Origin of the sequence: Enterobacter cloacae complex sp. 418I7, assembly GCF_050030705.1 — a bacterium.
Lineage (GTDB): Bacteria > Pseudomonadota > Gammaproteobacteria > Enterobacterales > Enterobacteriaceae > Enterobacter > Enterobacter intestinihominis.
The window spans coordinates 1,722,343-1,742,623 of record NZ_JBLGUU010000001.1 but is presented as its reverse complement, the minus strand read 5'-3'; the positions used below and the strand labels follow the sequence as shown (position 1 = coordinate 1,742,623).

General features: G+C 54.5%; 18 protein-coding genes. 3 read left to right on the top strand and 15 right to left on the bottom strand.

Annotated elements, in window-relative coordinates:
• Positions 1-167 precede the first annotated feature (167 nt).
• A complete protein-coding gene (fhuE, locus tag ACQG0S_RS08285; RefSeq protein ID WP_032622149.1) occupies positions 168-2,357 on the top strand; it encodes a ferric-rhodotorulic acid/ferric-coprogen receptor FhuE in 2,190 nt (729 codons plus the stop codon).
• Between the two features lie 138 nt (positions 2,358-2,495).
• Here the strand turns inward: fhuE and ptsG are convergent, their stop codons facing one another.
• The 14 genes from ptsG to yceD all read right to left on the bottom strand — a co-directional run bounded on the left by ptsG (position 2,496) and on the right by yceD (position 14,822).
• Positions 2,496-3,929: a PTS glucose transporter subunit IIBC gene (gene ptsG, locus ACQG0S_RS08280; RefSeq protein WP_006809245.1), complete on the bottom strand. Its 1,434-nt coding sequence runs from the start codon at positions 3,927-3,929 to the stop codon at positions 2,496-2,498.
• Positions 3,930-4,226: 297 nt separating this feature from the next.
• Entirely contained in the window at positions 4,227-5,021 is a 795-nt protein-coding gene (locus ACQG0S_RS08275) for a metal-dependent hydrolase (protein WP_023299800.1), read from the bottom strand.
• 10 nt (positions 5,022-5,031) lie between these two features.
• Complete coding sequence (gene holB, locus ACQG0S_RS08270; protein ID WP_048966197.1) at positions 5,032-6,036, bottom strand: DNA polymerase III subunit delta'; 1,005 nt, start codon at positions 6,034-6,036, stop codon at positions 5,032-5,034.
• Complete coding sequence (gene tmk / locus ACQG0S_RS08265) at positions 6,033-6,674, bottom strand: dTMP kinase (protein ID WP_022647743.1); 642 nt, start codon at positions 6,672-6,674, stop codon at positions 6,033-6,035. Before tmk ends, holB begins: the two co-directional genes overlap by 4 nt.
• Positions 6,664-7,686: a cell division protein YceG gene (gene yceG / locus ACQG0S_RS08260; protein ID WP_038415832.1), complete on the bottom strand. Its 1,023-nt coding sequence runs from the start codon at positions 7,684-7,686 to the stop codon at positions 6,664-6,666. Before yceG ends, tmk begins: the two co-directional genes overlap by 11 nt.
• Positions 7,687-7,688: 2 nt before the next feature.
• Positions 7,689-8,498, bottom strand: a complete 810-nt coding sequence (gene pabC / locus ACQG0S_RS08255; RefSeq protein WP_023299796.1) for an aminodeoxychorismate lyase — start codon at positions 8,496-8,498, stop codon at positions 7,689-7,691.
• 120 nt (positions 8,499-8,618) lie between these two features.
• On the bottom strand, positions 8,619-9,860 hold the full coding sequence (gene fabF / locus ACQG0S_RS08250) for a beta-ketoacyl-ACP synthase II (protein ID WP_022647740.1): 1,242 nt from the start codon (positions 9,858-9,860) through the stop codon (positions 8,619-8,621).
• A 91-nt stretch (positions 9,861-9,951) separates the two neighbouring features.
• Positions 9,952-10,188, bottom strand: a complete 237-nt coding sequence (gene acpP / locus ACQG0S_RS08245; RefSeq protein ID WP_003857954.1) for an acyl carrier protein — start codon at positions 10,186-10,188, stop codon at positions 9,952-9,954.
• 154 nt (positions 10,189-10,342) lie between these two features.
• Positions 10,343-11,077: a 3-oxoacyl-ACP reductase FabG gene (fabG, locus tag ACQG0S_RS08240; RefSeq protein ID WP_022647739.1), complete on the bottom strand. Its 735-nt coding sequence runs from the start codon at positions 11,075-11,077 to the stop codon at positions 10,343-10,345.
• A gap of 12 nt (positions 11,078-11,089) precedes the next feature.
• A complete protein-coding gene (gene fabD / locus ACQG0S_RS08235; RefSeq protein WP_022647738.1) occupies positions 11,090-12,019 on the bottom strand; it encodes an ACP S-malonyltransferase in 930 nt (309 codons plus the stop codon).
• Between the two features lie 15 nt (positions 12,020-12,034).
• A complete protein-coding gene (locus ACQG0S_RS08230; protein WP_003857960.1) occupies positions 12,035-12,988 on the bottom strand; it encodes a beta-ketoacyl-ACP synthase III in 954 nt (317 codons plus the stop codon).
• Between the two features lie 6 nt (positions 12,989-12,994).
• Positions 12,995-14,029: a phosphate acyltransferase PlsX gene (gene plsX, locus ACQG0S_RS08225; RefSeq protein ID WP_152811225.1), complete on the bottom strand. Its 1,035-nt coding sequence runs from the start codon at positions 14,027-14,029 to the stop codon at positions 12,995-12,997.
• Positions 14,030-14,110: 81 nt separating this feature from the next.
• On the bottom strand, positions 14,111-14,284 hold the full coding sequence (gene rpmF / locus ACQG0S_RS08220) for a 50S ribosomal protein L32 (protein WP_003857964.1): 174 nt from the start codon (positions 14,282-14,284) through the stop codon (positions 14,111-14,113).
• 16 nt (positions 14,285-14,300) lie between these two features.
• The gene (yceD, locus tag ACQG0S_RS08215; RefSeq protein ID WP_003857966.1) at positions 14,301-14,822 is read right to left on the bottom strand and encodes a 23S rRNA accumulation protein YceD; all 522 of its coding nucleotides are present in this window, start codon (positions 14,820-14,822) and stop codon (positions 14,301-14,303) included.
• A 140-nt stretch (positions 14,823-14,962) separates the two neighbouring features.
• On the opposite strand from yceD, the gene ACQG0S_RS08210 reads away from it, so the two are divergent.
• Positions 14,963-15,547: a Maf family protein gene (locus tag ACQG0S_RS08210; RefSeq protein WP_032624478.1), complete on the top strand. Its 585-nt coding sequence runs from the start codon at positions 14,963-14,965 to the stop codon at positions 15,545-15,547.
• 79 nt (positions 15,548-15,626) lie between these two features.
• On the opposite strand, the gene rluC is transcribed toward ACQG0S_RS08210, so the two are convergent.
• On the bottom strand, positions 15,627-16,574 hold the full coding sequence (rluC, locus tag ACQG0S_RS08205) for a 23S rRNA pseudouridine(955/2504/2580) synthase RluC (protein WP_072202596.1): 948 nt from the start codon (positions 16,572-16,574) through the stop codon (positions 15,627-15,629).
• 570 nt (positions 16,575-17,144) lie between these two features.
• On the opposite strand from rluC, the gene rne reads away from it, so the two are divergent.
• Entirely contained in the window at positions 17,145-20,252 is a 3,108-nt protein-coding gene (rne, locus tag ACQG0S_RS08200) for a ribonuclease E (protein ID WP_048966504.1), read from the top strand.
• The last annotated feature ends 29 nt before the right edge of the window (positions 20,253-20,281 follow it).

Here is a 20,281-nt window from a genome sequence, read left to right as displayed (position 1 = left end):
CTGAAACCTGATTTCAGTTCATCCCGAAACATCTGTTTACAGCGTTAATCACAATGCGTATATTTCGCATTTGCATTTTCATGCGCATTTTTAACATAGAAAACGACGTCAGCCCGTGCTAGCGGGACTGTCGCGCACTACCTTCACCATTCACTAAGGGTTTGATGATGTCTTTCATTAATCACACCAGGGATGGGCAACGTCAGCCTGCCGCAACACCTTCGTTGCTGGCCGCCTGCATTGCTATGGCATTGACGCCAACCACCGCTTTCGCTGCTTCAACAGCCGAAGATACCGTCGTCGTTGATGGGGGTTTTGATAACACACAGGATCTTTCTGCCAGCCAGGATCAGGATTACAGCGTAAAAACCACCACCACCGGCACCAAACTGTTGCTGGTTCCGCGCGACATCCCACAGTCCGTCAGCGTTATCAGCCAGCAACGTATGGCTGACCAGAATCTGCAATCCATCGGCCAGGTGCTGACGAACACCACGGGCATTACGGCGCAGGTGCAGGACAGCGACCGTACCGTATTTTACTCACGCGGATTTTTCGTCAGCAACTACGCCTATGACGACCTTCCAACGTCCATCAGTGAAGTGTGGAACTTTGGTGATACCGCCGCCGATACCGCAATTTATGACCGCATTGAAGTGGTCCGCGGCGCCACAGGCCTGATGTCCGGGACGGGCAACCCGGCGGCGTACGTTAATATGGTACGCAAGCATGCGGACAGCCAGGAATTTAAAGGCAACGTCTCCGCCAGCTATGGCAGCTGGGACAAGCAGCGTTACGTGCTGGATCTCCAGGCGCCGCTGGTGGAATCAGGTAAGGTACGGGGTCGTCTGATCACGGGTTATCAGGACAACGACAGCTTCGTGGATAACTACCACTACCGGAAGAAATTCCTCTACGGCGTGATGGATGCAGATGTTACCGACAGCACGACCCTCTCGGTAGGGTATGAGTATCAGGAAAGCCATACCGCCGACCCAACCTGGGGCGGGCTGCCGACCTGGTACAGCGACGGAAGTAAGACCAACTACAATCGCAGCCAGACCGTCGCGCCTGACTGGGCCTATTCAGATAAAGACAGCACCCGCATCTTCGCTAACCTGACCCAGCGTTTCGATAATGGCTGGGAAGCGCACATCAACGGCATGCATGCTGAAACCAACTTTGACTCTAAGCTGATGTATATGTCCGGTTATCCGGATAAAGAGACCGGCGCGGGCCTGGTGGGTTACGGCGGCTGGAACCGCGGGGAACGCAAACAGGATGCGGTCGATGCCTTCCTGCGCGGCGGCTTCGATCTCTTTGGCCGTCAGCACGAGATGATGTTCGGCGGCAGCTTTAGCCGTCAGCGTAACCATTACGACAACACCATGCCGGATGCAGTATACGGCATGGTTGATGTCGGCAACTTTAAGAACTGGAACGGGAACATTGCCGATCCGCAGTGGACGCCGTGGAAACTCTACAGCAAGGATGATATTCGCCAGTCTTCAGCCTATTCCTCTGCGCGTTTCTCACTCGCCGATCCGTTGCACCTGATCCTGGGGGCGCGTTACACCCAGTACAACATTCGCTATAACCCCGCTGGTTCGCCGAATACTCGTCTGGAAAGCACCAAAGATGATGTCACGCCGTATGCCGGCCTGGTGTATGACATCAATGAGGACTGGTCGACCTACGTCAGCTATACCTCTATCTTCCAGCCGCAGGATAAGCGCAATGCCAGTGGACGTTATCTCGACCCTACCACGGGTAAAAGCTACGAAGCCGGGGTGAAGGCAGACTGGTTTAATACCCGCCTCACCACCTCACTGGCGATTTTCCGCATTGAGCAGGATAACGTGGCCAGCAACACGTATACCTACATGCCGAGCGGTGAGTCGATTTATGAATCGCTGGACGGGGTGGTCAGCAAAGGGGTCGAGTTTGAGCTCAACGGTGCACTGACCGATAACTGGCAGCTGACCTTTGGCGCGACGCGTTACATTGCAGAAGATAAGAATGGCAACGCCGTCAGCTCCGATCAGCCGCGCACAACCATGAAGCTGTTCACCCGTTATCAACTGCCAATGCTGCCGGAACTGACCGTGGGCGGTGGCGTAAACTGGCAGAACAAAGTGTGGACGGACGTGGAAGGCGGTCCGGCAGGACGTTCCCGCGCGGAGCAAGGCAGCTATGGGCTGGTGAACCTGTTCAGCCGCTATCAGGTCACCAAAGACTTTGCTGTTCAGGCTAACGTCAACAACCTGTTCGACAAAGAGTATTACGACTACGTCGGATCGTATGTAGTGTATGGCGCGCCACTGAACGTTTCGGTGAGCGCGAGCTACGACTTCTGAGTATTAAGCCCGGTGGCGCTGCGCTTACCGGGCCTACCCATCACGTAGGCCGGGTAAGACGCAGCCGCCACCCGGCCCCCCAAACCGAGTAATAAAAAAGGCAGCCATTCGGCTGCCTTAGTCTCCCCAGATCACAGCTTAGTTGTTGCGGATGTACTCATCCATTTCGGTTTTCAGGTTATCGGATTTCGTTCCGAAGATTGCCTGAACACCAGAACCTGCAACAACGACGCCTGCTGCGCCCAGTTTTTTCAGACCCGGCTGGTCGACTTTCGCAACGTCGGCAACGCTCACACGCAGACGAGTGATACACGCGTCCAGGTTAGTGATGTTCTCTTTACCGCCGAAAGCAGCAACCAGAGCAGGTGCCATTTCGCTGGTCACACCGGCTTTGCTGTCTTCCGTTGCATCTTCACGACCCGGCGTTTTCAGGTCCAGTGCTTTGATCAGCACGCGGAAGACGGTGTAGTACACCACTGCGTAGCCCGCACCCACGATAGGGAACAGCCACAGCTTGCTGCTGTTACCGGACAGAACGATGAAGTCGATCAGGCCGTGAGAGAAGGACGTACCGTCACGCATACCCAGCAGGATACAGATTGGGAATGCCAGACCTGCCAGTACCGCGTGGATGATGTACAGGATCGGCGCAACGAACATGAAGGAGAACTCGATCGGCTCGGTGATACCGGTCAGGAACGAGGTCAGCGCTGCGGAGATCATGATACCGCCCACTTTTGCACGGTTCTCTGGTTTAGCAGAGTGCCAGATAGCAATTGCAGCGGCCGGCAGACCGTACATTTTGAACAGGAAGCCACCAGACAGTTTACCTGCCGTTGGGTCGCCCGCCATGTAGCGTGGGATGTCGCCGTGGAACACCTGACCTGCTGCGTTGGTGTATTCACCAATCTGCATCTGGAATGGAACGTTCCAGATGTGGTGCAGACCAAATGGTACCAGGCAGCGCTCAATGAAGCCGTAGATACCGAACGCCACAACCGGGTTCTGGTAAGCTGCCCACTGAGAGAAGGTCTGGATTGCCGTACCGATTGGTGGCCAGATGAAGGACAGGACCACACCGGTGAAAATCGCGGCCAGACCAGAAATGATCGGCACAAAACGTTTACCCGCGAAGAAGCCCAGATACTCAGGCAGCTTGATGCGATAGAAGCGGTTAAACATATACGCTGCAATCGCACCGGAGATGATACCACCGAGAACACCGGTGTCCGCCAGGTGCTTAGCGGCAATCTCTTCAGCAGGTAAATGCAGTACCAGCGGCGCAACCACAGCCATGGTTTTCACCATGATGCCGTAAGCAACAACGGACGCCAGAGCGGAAACACCGTCGTTATTGGTGAAGCCCAGAGCAACACCGATAGCGAAGATCAGCGGCATGTTAGCAAAAACAGAACCGCCTGCTTCGGCCATCACGTGGGAAACTACGGCTGGCAGCCAGCTGAAGTTTGCAGAACCGACACCCAGCAGGATACCTGCGATAGGCAGTACGGATACTGGCAGCATCAGCGATTTACCGACCTTTTGCAGGTTAGCAAATGCATTCTTAAACATAATTGAGAGTGCTCCTGAGTATTTGTGCTTTTTTTACGTTTTCACGCATTGGCCCGGGGGGAGTACCGCGCCGTGGACAGGACATCTAAGCGCCCTTTATTTATTACACAGAGTAAAATAATTCCCTCTGAGTTTGTTTGACGGCTATCACGTTTCAGTTCAAGACGGCCAAAAAACTTGCAGATATTTACATAAAGCATGTCTGGATGTGTCTAAAAACGCCATCACCGCCCCGAATGAGGCGGTGAACTTTACTCGCTTTAGTTATTAATTACGAGCCTAAAAATAACAGGTGTATCAGACAGATTGCAGGCGGGCGGGGTCGATATGGAACAGACTGGCGAAGTTTTCCGTTGTCACGCGAGCCAGTTCTTCAATACTGACACCTTTCAGAACGGCCATATACTCAGCGACATCCCGGGTCATCGCTGGCTGGTTCTCTTTGCCACGATGAGGCACCGGCGCCAGGTACGGGGAATCGGTTTCCACCAGAATACGATCCAGCGGAACATAGCGCGCCGCATCACGCAGTTGCTCAGCATTACGGAACGTGACAATCCCCGAGAACGAGATATAAAAGCCCAAATCAAGCAGCTTACCCGCCGTTTCTCTGTCTTCTGTGAAACAGTGTAGTACGCCACCGCAATCCGTCACCTTTTCTTCCCGCAGGATACCCAGCGTGTCGGCGCGCGCATCTCGGGTGTGAACGATAACCGGCTTATTCAGTTCCCGGCCAATGCGGATGTGGTTACGGAAGGATTCCTGCTGGCGAGGTTTCGTTTCCGGAGTGTAGAAATAGTCCAGGCCGGTCTCGCCCATCGCCACTACGCCCTCTTCTGCGGCAAGACGGCGTAAATCCTCAACGTCGTACGCTTCATCCTGATTCAGCGGATGCACGCCGCAGGAGAAGACGACATTATCGCGCTCGCCTACCAGTTCACGCATGGAGCGGTAACCCGGCAACGTGGTTGCCACGGCCAGGCAAAATTTCACATCGCGCGCGGCGGCTTTCGCCAGCACGTCGTCCACATTTTTATGCAGGGATTGATAATCCAGGCCATCGAGATGGCAGTGTGAGTCGACTAAAAACATAATGTCTCTCTCAGAGGTGGGAAACCGGCGGTATGACACCCGGTTGCAGGTAGTGTTCGATACGCAGTAACTGGTCAGTCAGTAAAAGCTCGCGATTGAGACCGGTTACCGTCAAAAGTTGTTCACGACTCTGGCAGATATCATGAAGGATAGCGTGCAGCGACTGCCCTGACAGGCGATTCGCCAGCGTGGTGACCAGCGCCCACACGTCAGGGTTAGTCAGAAGCGTAGCCCCCTGCTGAATTTTGAGCGCATCCAGCAGCAGCGCGGCCAGCCAGTGCAGCCGTTCCGGAGCCTGATCGCTGTTCAGCGCTGGCAGCACGCTCAGCCAGTCATGGATGTCGAGGGCTGATTCAACCGCACGACACAGCGTTTCACGCTGGGACCACACCTCGGGCTGTAATAAGGCCAGCGCAGCCGCAGGCGCACCGCTGCACAGGCGCAACGCTGAGAGCGCCGCGTCTTGTGACACCGTCACTTCCCGCTCAAGCCAGGCGAGTGCCCAGGATTCCTGAGGGACAGCAAGGTGGTGAAGACGGCAGCGACTGCGCAGCGTCGCCAGCAAGCGTTCCGGCTCGCGGCAGGAGAGGAAAAACCAGGTGTTTTCTGGCGGCTCTTCCAGGGTTTTTAACAGCGCGTTGGCTGCGGCTTCCGTGAGCAGCGCGGCATCTTTCAGCCACACCACTTTCGCCCCCACCAGACGCGCATATTCGTACAGTTTCTCACTGACCTCACGCACCGCGTCGATACCGAGCGTATTTTTGCCCTTCTCAGGTTCGAGGGTGTAATAGTCAGGATGCGTGCCCGCCTGCATGAGCTGGCAACCCCGGCACTTACCGCAGCTTTTATGTCCTTCCGGCTGTTGGCACATCAGAAAGCGGGTGATGGCGTAAATCAACGCATCATCACCCATTCCCGGCAGCGCCTGGATCAGTAACGCATGATGCCCCCGACCAACCTGATAGCTGCCGATCAGCTGTTCAAAGTGTGGGCGCAACCATGGATACCATTTCATGCCTGCTGCTCCTGTAGCCACTGCGTAACGGTCTGCTGAATATCACATGTAACGTCTTCAAGGGATTGCGTCGCATCGATGGTACGAATGGTCTTGTCCTGCCCGGCCAGTTCCAGATAACGCGCACGGGTGCGGTTAAAGAAATCAAAAGACTCCTGTTCGATGCGGTCCAGTTCGCCGCGGGCACGGGCGCGCTTCAGGCCCACCTCAGGGGTCACGTCCAGATACAGCGTCAGGTCAGGACGGAAATCGCCCAGAACCGCGTCGCGAAGCGTAGCCAGCATGGCCTGATCGATACCCCGGCCACCGCCCTGATACGCCTGGGTTGAGAGATCGTGGCGATCGCCAATCACCCATTTGCCTTCTGCCAGAGCGGGTTTGATCACCGTCTCCACCAGCTGAACGCGCGCCGCATAGAACATCAGCACTTCCGCTTTGTCGGTAATAACTTCATCGCCAACGGATTTGATATCCAGAACCAGGCTGCGCAGTTTTTCCGCCAGCTGCGTACCGCCCGGCTCGCGGGTGAAGACCATGTCGGCGACGCCAAGCGATTTCAGCGTATCCACCACCACGTTACGGGCGGTGGTTTTGCCCGCCCCTTCGAGTCCCTCAATGACAATGTATTTACTGCGCATTTTTTTCCTTAAGTGCCTTCAGATAGTCCTGAACGGAGCGATTGTGACTAGCCAGGTTGGTATTGAACGTATGCCCCCCTTTTCCGTCAGCCACAAAATAGAGATACGGCGTTTTGGCCGGGTGCGCGGCGGCCTTCAACGATGCTTCACTCGGCGTCGCAATCGGTCCAGGCGGCAGGCCGCTAATCACGTAGGTATTATACGCCGTTGGCGTTTCCAGATCTTTTCTGGAAATCCTGCCGTTGTAGTTTTCGCCCATGCCGTAGATGACGGTAGGATCGGTTTGCAAACGCATGCCGATGCGCAGACGGTTAATAAACACCGAGGCAACCTGGTCACGTTCGGCAGCAACGGCCGTCTCTTTCTCGATGATCGAGGCCATCGTCATGAACTGGTTTTGATCTTGATAAGGCAGGCCCTCTGCTCGCCCTTTCCAGGCAGCGTCTACCGCCGCGACCATTTTGTTGTGCGCTCGCTTCAGAATTGCCACATCCGTCGTGCCTGCCGTATACATCCACGTATCGGGCCAGAACCAGCCTTCCACCCACTCGGGATGTTCGAATTTTAAGGCGTCTGCCACGGTCTGGTAGCGGTCATCTTTCAGCGTATGCTTGATGTACGGCGCGTCACGCAGTTGCCTGAGATAATCGCTCAGACGCATACCTTCCACAAAACGCAATGGGAACTGGGCTTCTTTACCACTCTCCAGCAGTTGCAGCATCTCGCGCACGGTCATGCCAGGGGTGAAACGATAGGTACCGGCCTTGAAATGGGACAGGTCCGGCTGAATACGCAGCAGCCACTGGAATACGCGTGGACGATTGATAATTTTGTCGTCATACAGCTGCTGACCAAGCGCCTGCCGCCCGGTCCCCGCTTTCAGGGTAAAAATCGTCTCGTCTTTAATCAGGATCTGACTTTCAGCCAGCTGACGGACTTTCCACACTCCCGCTCCGCCAGCGATTCCGAACGCAACGATAAGAAGGAGGACAAAGCGTAACATTTTCTTCATGACTACCTGGTTTGCTCACATAACGGGGCCAGAAACTGGAACAGCTCGCGGGATGACCAGCACTTGCGGTCATAAGCGCGAACGGGGACAACGGGCATCAGCGCATTGCAGATAACAACTTCTTCGGCAGCCAGCAGCGCCTCTTCCTTAGCGTTAACTTCGACAACGCGAAAGCCTGCGCGTGCCAGCTGTTGCAAACAAAACTGCCGCATAATGCCGTTGACTCCGGCCTGCTCCAGCGAAGGCGTGAATACGTCACTGCCCTTCCGCCAGAGTAAATTAGCCGCACAGCATTCCGTAATGTACCCTTCGCTGTCAAGAACCAGCGCCTCCCCGGCCTCCGTCTGCTCAAGATGAGTACGAATAAGCACCTGTTCAAGACGGTTAAGATGTTTTATGCCAGCGAGCATCGGGTTTCGCCCCAGACGTACCGGGCTAAGCGCCAGGACTACGCCCTCTTCACGCCAGTGCGCGTAATGGGAAGGATAATCTGAAACGGAAAGGATCCGCGCAGGATGCTGGCAGGCAGAGCCGCTATAGCCCCGACCACCGCTGCCGCGGCTGATAATGACTTTCAGGACGCCGCTTGCTTTCTCTGACGCCAGCCGACGCATTTCACTTTCAAGAATGTCCCACTGCGAGAAGGGGATCAGTAATGCTTCGCAGGCTTTTTGTAAACGAAGGATATGGGCCCCGAGCAGGCACACGCCACCGTCGAGAATACGCGCGGTCGTGAAACAGCCATCGCCAAACTGGGTCGCCCTGTCGCTTGCCGGCAGCATTTCTTGCTCAAGGCCATTAATTAAAAACATAGTGGCTCCTTATGCATGGAGGCTCAGTCTGGCAGGATGTGGGTAGCCGGACAAGGGGATATCACCTAATAAAAAAGGCCCGGCAAGCGGACCTTTATTATTGTCAGCGACTAACCAGACTCAGACCTTTTTGAAGATCAGGGAACCGTTAGTCCCACCGAAGCCGAAGGAGTTACACAGGGTGTACTCCATACCGCTAACCTGGCGCGCTTCGTGGGGAACGAAGTCCAGATCGCAACCTTCATCTGGATTATCCAGGTTGATGGTTGGCGGTACAGCCTGATCGCGCAGCGCGAGAATAGAGTAGATTGATTCTACTGCACCCGCCGCACCCAGGAGGTGACCGGTCATGGATTTCGTGGAGCTCACCAGTACACGGCTGGCAGATTCGCCGAAGATAGACTTAACCGCCTGCGCTTCTGCTTTATCGCCCGCAGGGGTAGATGTCCCGTGCGCGTTAACGTAGCCAATCTGTGCCGGCGTAATGCCCGCATCACGGATGGCGTTTTCCATCGCCAGCGCAGCACCTGCGCCGTTCTCTGGAGGAGACGTCATGTGGTAAGCATCGCTGCTCATGCCAAAGCCAACAACTTCAGCATAAATTTTCGCGCCACGTTTTTTCGCGTGTTCGTACTCTTCCAGTACGATCATGCCTGCACCGTCACCCAGCACGAAACCATCACGGTCTTTATCCCACGGACGGCTCGCCGCCTGAGGATTATCGTTTCGGGTAGAGAGCGCACGCGCTGCACCGAAGCCACCGACGCCCAGCGGGGTACTGGCTTTTTCAGCACCGCCCGCAACCATAGCATCTGCATCGCCGTACGCGATGATACGCGCGGCCTGGCCGATGTTATGCACGCCAGACGTACAGGCTGTCGCGATTGAGATGCTTGGGCCACGCAGGCCGAACATAATGGTCAGGTGACCTGCCACCATGTTTACAATCGTAGACGGAACGAAGAACGGGCTGATTTTACGCGGGCCGCCATTCACCAGAGATGTATGGTTTTCCTCGATCAGGCCAAGACCGCCAATCCCGGAGCCGATAGCAGCGCCGATACGGGTAGCGTTCTCTTCCGTAATCTCAAGGCCAGAATCCTGCATGGCCTGAACGCCAGCGACAATTCCATATTGAATGAAGGCATCCATCTTGCGCTGTTCTTTGCGCGAGATGATCTCTTCACAGTTAAAATCCTTTACTAAGCCAGCAAATTTCGTTGCATAGGCGCTAGTATCGAAATGGTCGATTAGGCTGATGCCGCTCTGACCGGCAAGGAGAGCTTTCCAGGTGGACTCTACGGTATTGCCGACAGGAGACAACATGCCAAGTCCGGTCACAACTACACGACGCTTAGACACGTTTGTCCTCCAGGGAGGGATAAAAAAAGAGATTCGTGGGACTACAAAAGATAAAACTCAGGCGGTCGAATGACCGCCTGGAGATGTTCACTTACGCCTGGTGACCGTTGATGTAATCAATGGCAGCCTGAACGGTGGTGATTTTCTCAGCTTCTTCGTCCGGAATCTCAGTATCAAACTCTTCTTCCAGAGCCATTACCAGCTCAACGGTGTCAAGAGAATCTGCGCCCAGGTCTTCAACAAAGGAAGCGGAGTTCACAACTTCTTCCTGCTTAACGCCCAGCTGTTCGCCGATAATTTTCTTAACGCGTTCTTCGATAGTGCTCATACTCTTAAATTTCCTATCAAAACTCGCTTTCGCGATGGTTTTCGTAGTGTATAAAATGTTGAAAAATTTGCAACTAAATCCCGGCAGGTCTTACCACGATTTTACGTTATTTTGAGGCCATTTGCCCAAATAACGCAAATATTTTCGATCGTGATTAAACCATGTACATCCCGCCGTTGACGTGGAGGGTTTCACCAGTGATGTAACCCGCTTCGTCAGAGGCTAAAAATGCAACCGCGCTGGCGATTTCTTTAGGGTCGCCAAGACGACCCGCTGGAACTGCCGCCAGCGTACCCGCACGCTGATCATCGGTCAGCGCACGCGTCATGTCCGTTTCAATAAAGCCCGGAGCAACAACGTTTACAGTAATTCCGCGGGACGCGACTTCGCGCGCCAGCGACTTACTGAAACCGATCAGACCTGCTTTCGCCGCAGCGTAGTTAGCCTGACCAGCATTTCCCATGGTACCAACCACAGAACCTACAGTGATAATACGTCCATGACGCTTTTTCATCATAGCGCGCATTACCGCTTTTGACAGACGGAATACCGATGACAGGTTGGTTTCGATAATATCGTTCCACTCATCATCTTTCATTCGCATCAACAGGTTGTCGCGAGTGATCCCGGCATTATTGACCAGAATATCCACTTCGCCAAACTCTGCGCGAATATTTTCCAGAACAGATTCGATAGATGCTGGTTCAGTCACATTCAGTACCAGACCTTTGCCGTTCGCACCCAGATACTCGCTGATGGCCTGTGCGCCATTCTCGCTGGTCGCAGTCCCGATCACCGTCGCGCCGCGCGCAACCAGTGTTTCAGCAATAGCACGCCCGATACCGCGGCTTGCGCCGGTCACCAGGGCAATTTTTCCTTCAAAACTCATGGTATTCCTCTTTTATTGCGAGAGTGCCGCTTTCATTGCTTCCGGCTCGTTAATCGCCGAGGCAGTCAGGGTGTCTACAATACGTTTTGTCAGACCGGTAAGTACCTTACCTGGACCGACTTCATACAGATGTTCAACGCCCTGAGACGCCATAAATTCAACGGTTTTGGTCCACTGAACTGGGCTATAGAGCTGGCGAACCAGCGCGTTACGGATAGCCTCCGGCGCGGTTTCGCACTTCACATCGACGTTATTCACAACGGAAATCGTCGGTGCGTTAAAGGTCATTTTTTCCAGCTCAACCGCCAGCTTATCGGCAGCGGGCTTCATCAGCGCACAGTGAGACGGCACGCTCACCGGCAGCGGCAGTGCACGTTTTGCACCCGCAGCTTTACAGGCAGCGCCTGCACGCTCAACCGCTTCTTTATGACCCGCGATAACTACCTGGCCTGGCGAGTTAAAGTTTACCGGAGAAACGACCTGACCTTCAGCAGATTCTTCACAGGCTTTAGCAATAGAAGCATCATCCAGACCGATGATGGCAGACATGCCGCCCGTGCCTTCTGGCACCGCTTCCTGCATAAACTTACCACGCAATTCAACCAGACGGACCGCGTCAGCGAAGGCAATCACCCCTGCGCAGACCAGCGCAGAGTATTCACCCAGGCTATGACCCGCCATCAGCGCCGGCGTTTTGCCGCCCTGCTGCTGCCATACGCGCCACAATGCGACGGAGGCTGCCAGCAGTGCCGGTTGAGTCTGCCAGGTTTTGTTAAGCTCTTCAGCTGGGCCCTGCTGGGTCAGCGCCCACAGATCATAACCCAGCGCGTCAGAAGCTTCACGGAAAGTCTCTTCAATAACCGGATAGTTTGCTGCCATTTCAGACAACATCCCAACAGTTTGTGAGCCCTGTCCCGGGAACACAAAAGCAAATTGCGTCATTTTTTAATCCTTATCCTAGAAACGAACCAGCGCGGAACCCCAGGTGAACCCACCACCAAAGGCTTCAAGCAAGACCAGTTGGCCCCGTTTAATTCGTCCATCGCGTACCGCTTCGTCAAATGCGCACGGTACCGATGCCGCAGAGGTGTTGCCGTGGCGATCAAGCGTCACCACAACGTTATCCATAGACATGCCCAACTTCTTCGCCGTCGCGCTGATAATACGCAGGTTAGCCTGATGCGGTACCAGCCAGTCGAGTGCGGCGCGATCCAGATTGTTCGCTTCCAGCGTCTCATCAACAATGTGAGCGAGTTCGGTCACGGCCACCTTGAACACTTCATTACCCGCCATTGTCAGGTAAATCGAACTGTCCGGATTAACGCGATCGGCGTTAGGCAGCGTTAACAGCTCGCCGTAGCGACCGTCAGCGTGCAGGTGCGTGGAGATGATGCCTGGTTCTTCGGACTGCCCCAGCAGCACCGCGCCCGCGCCATCGCCAAAAATAATGATTGTGCCGCGATCGGTTGGATCGCAGGTACGCGCCAGCACATCAGCACCGATCACCAGCGCATATTTTACGGCACCCGATTTAACATACTGATCGGCGATGCTCAGCGCATAGGTGAAACCCGCGCACGCCGCTGCAACATCAAATGCCGGGCAGCCTTTGATGCCGAGCATGTTCTGCACCTGGCACGCTGCGCTTGGGAAGGCATGCGTGGCAGATGTTGTCGCCACCACAATAAGCCCGATCTGTTCTTTATCAATGCCAGCCATCTCAAGCGCTCGCTGAGCGGCTTCGTAGCCCATGGTGGACACAGTTTCGTCTGGCGCGGCGATACGACGTTCACGGATACCTGTGCGCGTGACAATCCACTCGTCAGACGTATCTACCATTTTTTCAAGATCGGCGTTGGTACGCACTTGTTTTGGCAGGTAGCTGCCGGTACCTAAAATCTTCGTATACATGTACGCTCAGTCACTTTTAGCTAATACAGATCCCAGGCGAGCGGCAATCCTCTGAGGGACTTGTCGCTGCACCGCCTGCACTGCCTGTTCAATCGCGACGGTAAATGCTCGCTGATTGGCGGCGCCATGACTCTTAATCACGATGCCGCGCAATCCTAACAGACAGGCGCCATTATACTGGTCGGGGTTGAGGTGACTGAATCGCCGCGTCAGGCTTTTTTGTAACCAACGCTTTAATAAAATCAGCCACCAGGACCTTTTTTTACCTTCTCCCTGCGATTTCAGCAGAGAAAGGAACATTCGTACGACCCCTTCCATGGTCTTCAACGTCACGTTTCCGGTGAAGCCATCACACACTAATACATCCGTTTTGCCCGTCAGCAACTCATTGGCTTCGAGATAACCAATATAGTTGATGGAGGGAACCTGTTTGAGTATTTCCGCAGCGTCGCGGATACTGTCCAGGCCTTTGGTCTCTTCTTCACCAATATTCAATAACGCAACGCGGGGATTGGTAATCCCGACCACGTCTTCTGCCAGCACCGACCCCATCACGGCAAACTGAGCCAGCATTGTACTATCACAATCTACGTTAGCGCCCAGATCGAGCACCACCGTTTTGCCCTTCTGCTGATGCGGTAACACCGTCACCAGCGCCGGACGCTCAATGCCCTCAATCGGCTTGAGCAATAATTTCGACAGTCCCATCAGCGCGCCAGTATTTCCCGCGCTGACGCAAGCCTGCGCTCGCCCTTCTTTCACCAGCTCCAGCGCCATGCGCATAGAGCTGCCGCGGCTATTACGAATAGCCTGCGATGGCCGGGCATCACTGGCAATAACTGACTGCGCAGGAATAATCTGCAGACGCGAACGTTGTTCAAAGTCAGCTTTTGCAAGTAATGGCGTGATTGTGTCGGGATTACCGACTAAAAGAAGTGTGAGTTGCGAATTAGAATTCAGTGCCTGCAATGCTGCAGGCACTGTCACGGTAGGGCCAAAATCTCCCCCCATGACATCTAACGCCAGGGTTAGACGTGTCAAGGTATCGTCGCAGCCTGGTTCGGTAAACTCCCCGTTTTCACGGGGAAGTTCCTCACTAAGCCTAATCACGCTGACGCGTGATTACTTAGTGATAACCTTGCGGCCGCGGTAGAAACCGTCAGCGGTGATGTGGTGACGCAGGTGTTTCTCACCAGAAGTCTTGTCTACAGACAGGCTGGTAACTGCGGTCAGCGCGTCATGGGAACGACGCATGCCACGTTTGGAACGGGTTGGTTTATTCTGTTGTACGGCCATGGACCTTACTCCTCAATTACTTACGCTTTAAGCTGGCTAATACGGCAAATGGATTTGGTTTTTGCGCTTCATCAGGCAGTTCCCCAAAGACCATGTCCGCCTCGGACACTTCACAGTGTTCAGAATCATGCACCGGAACGACTGGCAGGGAGAGGATGACTTCATCTTCAACCAGCGCCAGAAGATCGATTTCACCGAATTCGTTAACCTCAATCGGTTCATACGCTTCCGGGAGTGCTTCAGCCTGTTCGTCAGAACGAACCGGACTGAAACAATACGTTGTGTGAACATGCTGTACAAACGGTTTCCCGCAGCGCTGACATTCGAGCGTTACCGTCACCTTTGCATCACCGGTTAAAACGGCGAGGCGCTGGTTGTCGATAGCGAACGACATGGAGCACTCTACATCACTGTCCACACTGACTACAGATTCGGCAATACGCTCAGCCTGATCGGAAGAATAGATTCCTTCGTAATCGAGGCGTTTTTGAGCCGTACGAACCGGATCAAGAGTCAGGGGTAATTTTACCTTTTGCATAGGGCGCGCATATTAACTTTGTAACGTCATAGAGTCAAAGAAAAAGGCAACCAGAGCTGCCTTTTGCCAATTATTCGCACACATTGCGGCCTGTAGTTTAAAATGGCTGGCATCGATACGCTATATCTGGTGATAAAAATATGCCAAATCTCGTCCTTGCTTCCACTTCACCTTATCGCCGAATGCTGCTGGAAAAGCTCGGGATCCCGTTTGAATGCGCCGCGCCGGAGGTGGATGAAACGCCACAGCCGGGCGAGTCACCGCGTCATCTGGTGACCCGTCTCGCGAAAGAGAAAGCACAGTCGCTGGCCGTACGTTACCCCGCTCATCTGATTATAGGCTCCGATCAGGTTTGTGTGCTGGGCGGCGAAATCACCGGTAAACCGCATACGGAAGAAAACGCCTGCCAGCAGCTTTTGCGTGCGCGAGGCAGTATCGTGACCTTTTATACCGGCCTGGCGCTTTATAATTCCGCCTCCGGTCATCTGCAAACCGAGTGCGAGCCATTTGATGTGCACTTCCGTCATCTCAGCGAGGAGGAGATTATGGATTACGTGCGTCGGGAACGTCCTCTGAACTGCGCAGGGAGTTTCAAAAGTGAAGGACTGGGAATTGCACTGTTCGACAAGCTGGACGGGCGGGATCCCAACACGCTGGTGGGGTTGCCGCTGATTGCGCTCTGCCAGATGTTAAGGCGAGAAGAGTGTAATCCGCTGACGATGTGATTTTTGCCCAGCAGCGCTTCGCTTGTATGGGCCTACGGGTTTCGTAGGCCGGGTAAGCGCAGCGCCACCCGGCACATAATCAGCCGCGCAGAACTTTCAGGCAGCGTTTCAACTGATCATCCAGCGGCGCTTCAATACGGATAACTTCACCGGTATTAGGATGGGTAAACTTCAGCGCTGCCGCATGCAGGAACAGACGCGACAGCCCCGTACCCGCCAACTGCTTATCAAACTCGCGATCGCCATAGCGATCGTCGAACGCAATCGGATGGCCTGCAAACTGGGTATGGACGCGAATCTGGTGAGTACGCCCCGTCACCGGACTACAGCGCACCAGCGTTGCAAATTCGTAGCGCTCTTCTACTTTAAATCGCGTCTCAGACGGTTTCCCTTCCTGATTTACACGAACAATGCGCTCACCGCTTTGCAGAATATTTTTCAGCAGCGGCGCCTGCACCACTTTCACGTGGGACTGCCACTGGCCGCGCACCAGCGCCAGATAATCTTTCTGCATCCCTTTTTCGCGCAGCTGTTCATGCAGGGAACGCAGTGCAGAACGTTTTTTCGCCACCAACAGCACGCCTGAGGTATCACGGTCAAGACGGTGAACCAGTTCGAGGAAACGCGCTTCCGGGCGCAGCGCACGTAAACCTTCGATCACGCCGAAGCTCAGACCGCTCCCCCCGTGTACCGCCGTTCCGGACGGTTTATTCAGCACCAGAATGTGGTCGTCCTCATAAAGGATAACGTCGCTCAAAGCCGCGACTTTTTGCAGCTTCGGAGAAACGACCTCTTCTTCACGCTCTGCAACACGTACCGGTGGAATGCGGACTTCATCGCCCGCCACGAGCTTGTACTCGGGCTTCACACGTTTTTTGTTCACCCGCACCTCACCCTTACGCAAGATGCGATAAATCATACTTTTTGGCACACCCTTCAATTGGGTGCGCAAAAAATTATCGATACGTTGCCCCGCCTCGTCGTCGGCGATGGCAACCATTTTTACGGCTGGAGTCTCTGTTTTCATGGTTGGCGATTCTAAATAGCGTCTGACATTAGCGCCACTCATTTTTCTATGCTTATATTTACTTTTATCCGGACCACTCCCCTTTCGCGCAATCGATTTGGTGGTTATTAAACCAATCACCCCGTTGAAGTGAAGAAACTGTGAGTAACCGGGTGATAATTGGTAAAAGTCATCTTGCTATAACCCGGCGAGCAGTGGAATAATGAATCCGTTTTCCGCGTTAAATCCGGGTTTTGTAAGGATGTCGACGGAATGACCAATTTTGTCTGACCGATCATCCACGCAGCAATGGCGTAAGACGTATTGATCTTTCAGGCAGTTAGCGGGCTGCGGGTTGCAGTACTTCCCGGTATAAGGATTGTTCTCTGGAGAGTTTTCCCAGGCAATTCCCCTGATAATTGCGCTGTGTTTCCCTATGAAATACAGGCAACCGACACTCTGCGCCTCTTAAGCGAGCGACAACCGTGAGGTTGGCGACGTGAATAGACACGAGGCCATCGGTTCATACCCCGGAAAGCGTCACCTTGCCCGCAGCTTTGTCGTCAATGTAAGAATAACGAGTAAGTTACGATGAAAAGAATGTTAATCAACGCAACTCAGCAAGAAGAGTTGCGTGTCGCCCTTGTGGATGGGCAGCGCCTGTACGATCTGGATATCGAAAGTCCTGGACACGAACAGAAAAAAGCGAACATTTACAAAGGCAAAATCACCCGCATTGAACCAAGCCTTGAAGCTGCATTTGTCGATTACGGTGCTGAGCGTCACGGTTTCCTTCCTCTCAAAGAAATCGCCCGCGAATATTTTCCTGCAAACTACAACTCCCATGGCCGTCCGAACATCAAAGATGTTCTGCGTGAAGGTCAGGAAGTTATCGTCCAGATCGATAAAGAAGAGCGTGGCAACAAAGGCGCCGCGCTGACCACCTTTATCAGTCTGGCAGGAAGCTATCTGGTATTGATGCCAAACAACCCGCGTGCGGGTGGCATCTCTCGCCGTATCGAAGGCGATGACCGTACCGAGCTGAAAGAAGCACTGGCAAGTCTTGAACTGCCAGACGGCATGGGCCTTATCGTGCGCACCGCAGGCGTTGGCAAATCTGCCGAAGCGTTGCAGTGGGACCTGAGCTTCCGCCTGAAACATTGGGAAGCCATCAAGAAAGCGGCAGAAAGCCGTGCTGCGCCGTTCCTGATCCACCAGGAAAGCAACGTCATCGTGCGTGCCTTCCGTGATTATCTGCGTCAGGACATCGGTGAAATTCTGATTGATAACCCGAAAGTGCTTGAGCTGGCTCGCCAGCACATCGCCGCACTGGGTCGCCCGGATTTCACCAGCAAAATTAAACTGTACACTGGTGAAATCCCGCTGTTCAGCCATTATCAGATTGAATCCCAGATCGAGTCTGCCTTCCAGCGTGAAGTGCGTCTGCCGTCCGGCGGTTCTATCGTTATCGATACCACCGAAGCGTTGACCGCCATCGACATCAACTCCGCGCGAGCAACTCGCGGCGGCGACATCGAAGAGACCGCCTTCAACACCAACCTTGAAGCCGCTGATGAAATCGCCCGCCAGCTCCGCCTGCGCGACCTGGGTGGTCTGATCGTTATCGACTTTATCGACATGACCCCGGTTCGCCACCAGCGTGCGGTTGAAAACCGTCTGCGTGAAGCGGTGCGCCAGGATCGCGCGCGTATCCAGATCAGCCATATTTCTCGCTTTGGCCTGCTGGAGATGTCCCGTCAGCGCCTCAGCCCGTCTCTGGGTGAGTCCAGCCATCACGTCTGCCCGCGCTGTTCCGGTACAGGTACCGTGCGTGACAATGAATCTCTCTCCCTCTCTATTCTGCGTCTGATTGAAGAAGAAGCGCTGAAAGAGAACACCAAAGAGGTTCACGCTATTGTTCCAGTGCCGATTGCCTCCTACCTGCTGAACGAAAAACGTGCAGCGGTGAGCGCAATCGAAGCGCGTCAGGGCGGCGTTCGCTGCATCATCGTGCCAAACGACGAGATGCAAACCCCGCACTATCACGTGCTGCGCGTGCGCAAAGGCGAAGAGACAAGCACCCTCAGCTACCTGCTGCCGAAGCTGCATGAAGAAGAAATGGCGCTGCCGTCTGATGAAGAGCCTGCCGAGCGTAAACTGCCTGAGCAGCCAGCTTTAGCGACCTTCATCATGCCGGAAGCACCGCCAGAAGCGACGTTGGAAAAACCAGCGGAAAAACCTGCTGTGCAGAAAGTGGCTCCTGCCGCGCCAAAAGCGCAGCCTGAGCAGCCTGGTCTCCTGAGCCGCATCATCGGTGCGCTGAAAAAAATGTTTGCCGCCGAAGAAGTTCAGCCTGAGGAGCCGAAAGAAGCGCCAAAAGAAGCGAAACCAGAGCGTCAGCAGGACCGTCGTAAGCGTCAGAACAACCGTCGCGACCGCAACGACCGTGGCGATCGTAATGAGCGCCGTGATAATCGTTCCGATAACAACGAAGGTCGTGAACAGCGCGAGGACAACCGTCGCAACCGTCGCGAGAAGCAACAGCAGAACGTTGAAGATCGTGAGATTCGCCAGCAGGCGGGCGATGAGTCCGAGAAGAGCAAACAGCGTGACGAGCAGCAGCCTCGCCGCGAGCGTAACCGTCGTCGTAACGATGACAAACGCCAGGCTCAGCAGGAAGTCAAAAACCTGAATCGCGAAGCGCCTGTAGAACAGCAGGACACTGAGCAGGAAGAGCGTACTCAGGTTATGCCGCGTCGTAAGCAGCGCCAGCTGACCCAGAAAGTACGTGTGGGTGTTGTTCAGGCCGAAGAAAACGACGTTATCGCGGTTGAAGCGGTTGAAAGCACAACGGGTACTCAGGTTGCGAAAGTTGACCTGCCAGCCGTAGTGGAAAATCAGGTTGAGCAGGACGAAAGCAGCGAAAACCGTGATAACGCAGGTATGCCGCGTCGCTCCCGCCGTTCTCCACGCCATCTGCGCGTGAGCGGTCAGCGTCGCCGTCGTTATCGTGACGAGCGTTACCCGACCCAGTCTCCAATGCCAATAACCGTGGCGTGCGCGTCACCTGAGATGGCATCCGGTAAAGTCTGGATCCGTTATCCGGTTGCACGTCCGGAGCAGGCTGTTGAAGAACAGGCTGTTACCGAAGAGGTGATTGCACCGGTCGTCGCGGTGGAAGACGTCGTGACTGAAGCGGCAACCGTGGTCGAACCGCAGGTTGTTGAAACAGCGCCGCCGCAGGCTGTGGAAGTGGAAACGACCCATCCTGAAGTGATTGCTGCGCCGGTTGATGCCGCACCGCAGATCATTGCCGAAGAAGATACCGTGGTGGCTGAAGAAGTCGCGGAAGACGCTAAGCCTGTATCCGCAGCAGAAGAGCCCGCAGACGTTGCCGTCGAAACGGTGACGGAAGAGGTTGTTCAGGACGTCGAGATTCAGGTTGAACCTGTTGTCGAAGAGGTCAAAGCGCCTGAAGTGAAATCTGAGCCGGTTGAGATCGTTGAAGCTGTAGCGCCTGCTCACATTGCTACCGCGCCAATGACTCGTGCCCCGGCACCTGAGTACGTGCCTGAAGCACCACGCCATAGTGACTGGGTTCGTCCGGAATTCAACTTCGAAGGTAAAGGTGCTGCCGGTGGTCACAGTGCGACGCACATGGCTACTGCCCCAGCTACTCGTCCTCAGCCTGTTGAATAACGCACGCTAAGACTGAAAGCCGACCTTCG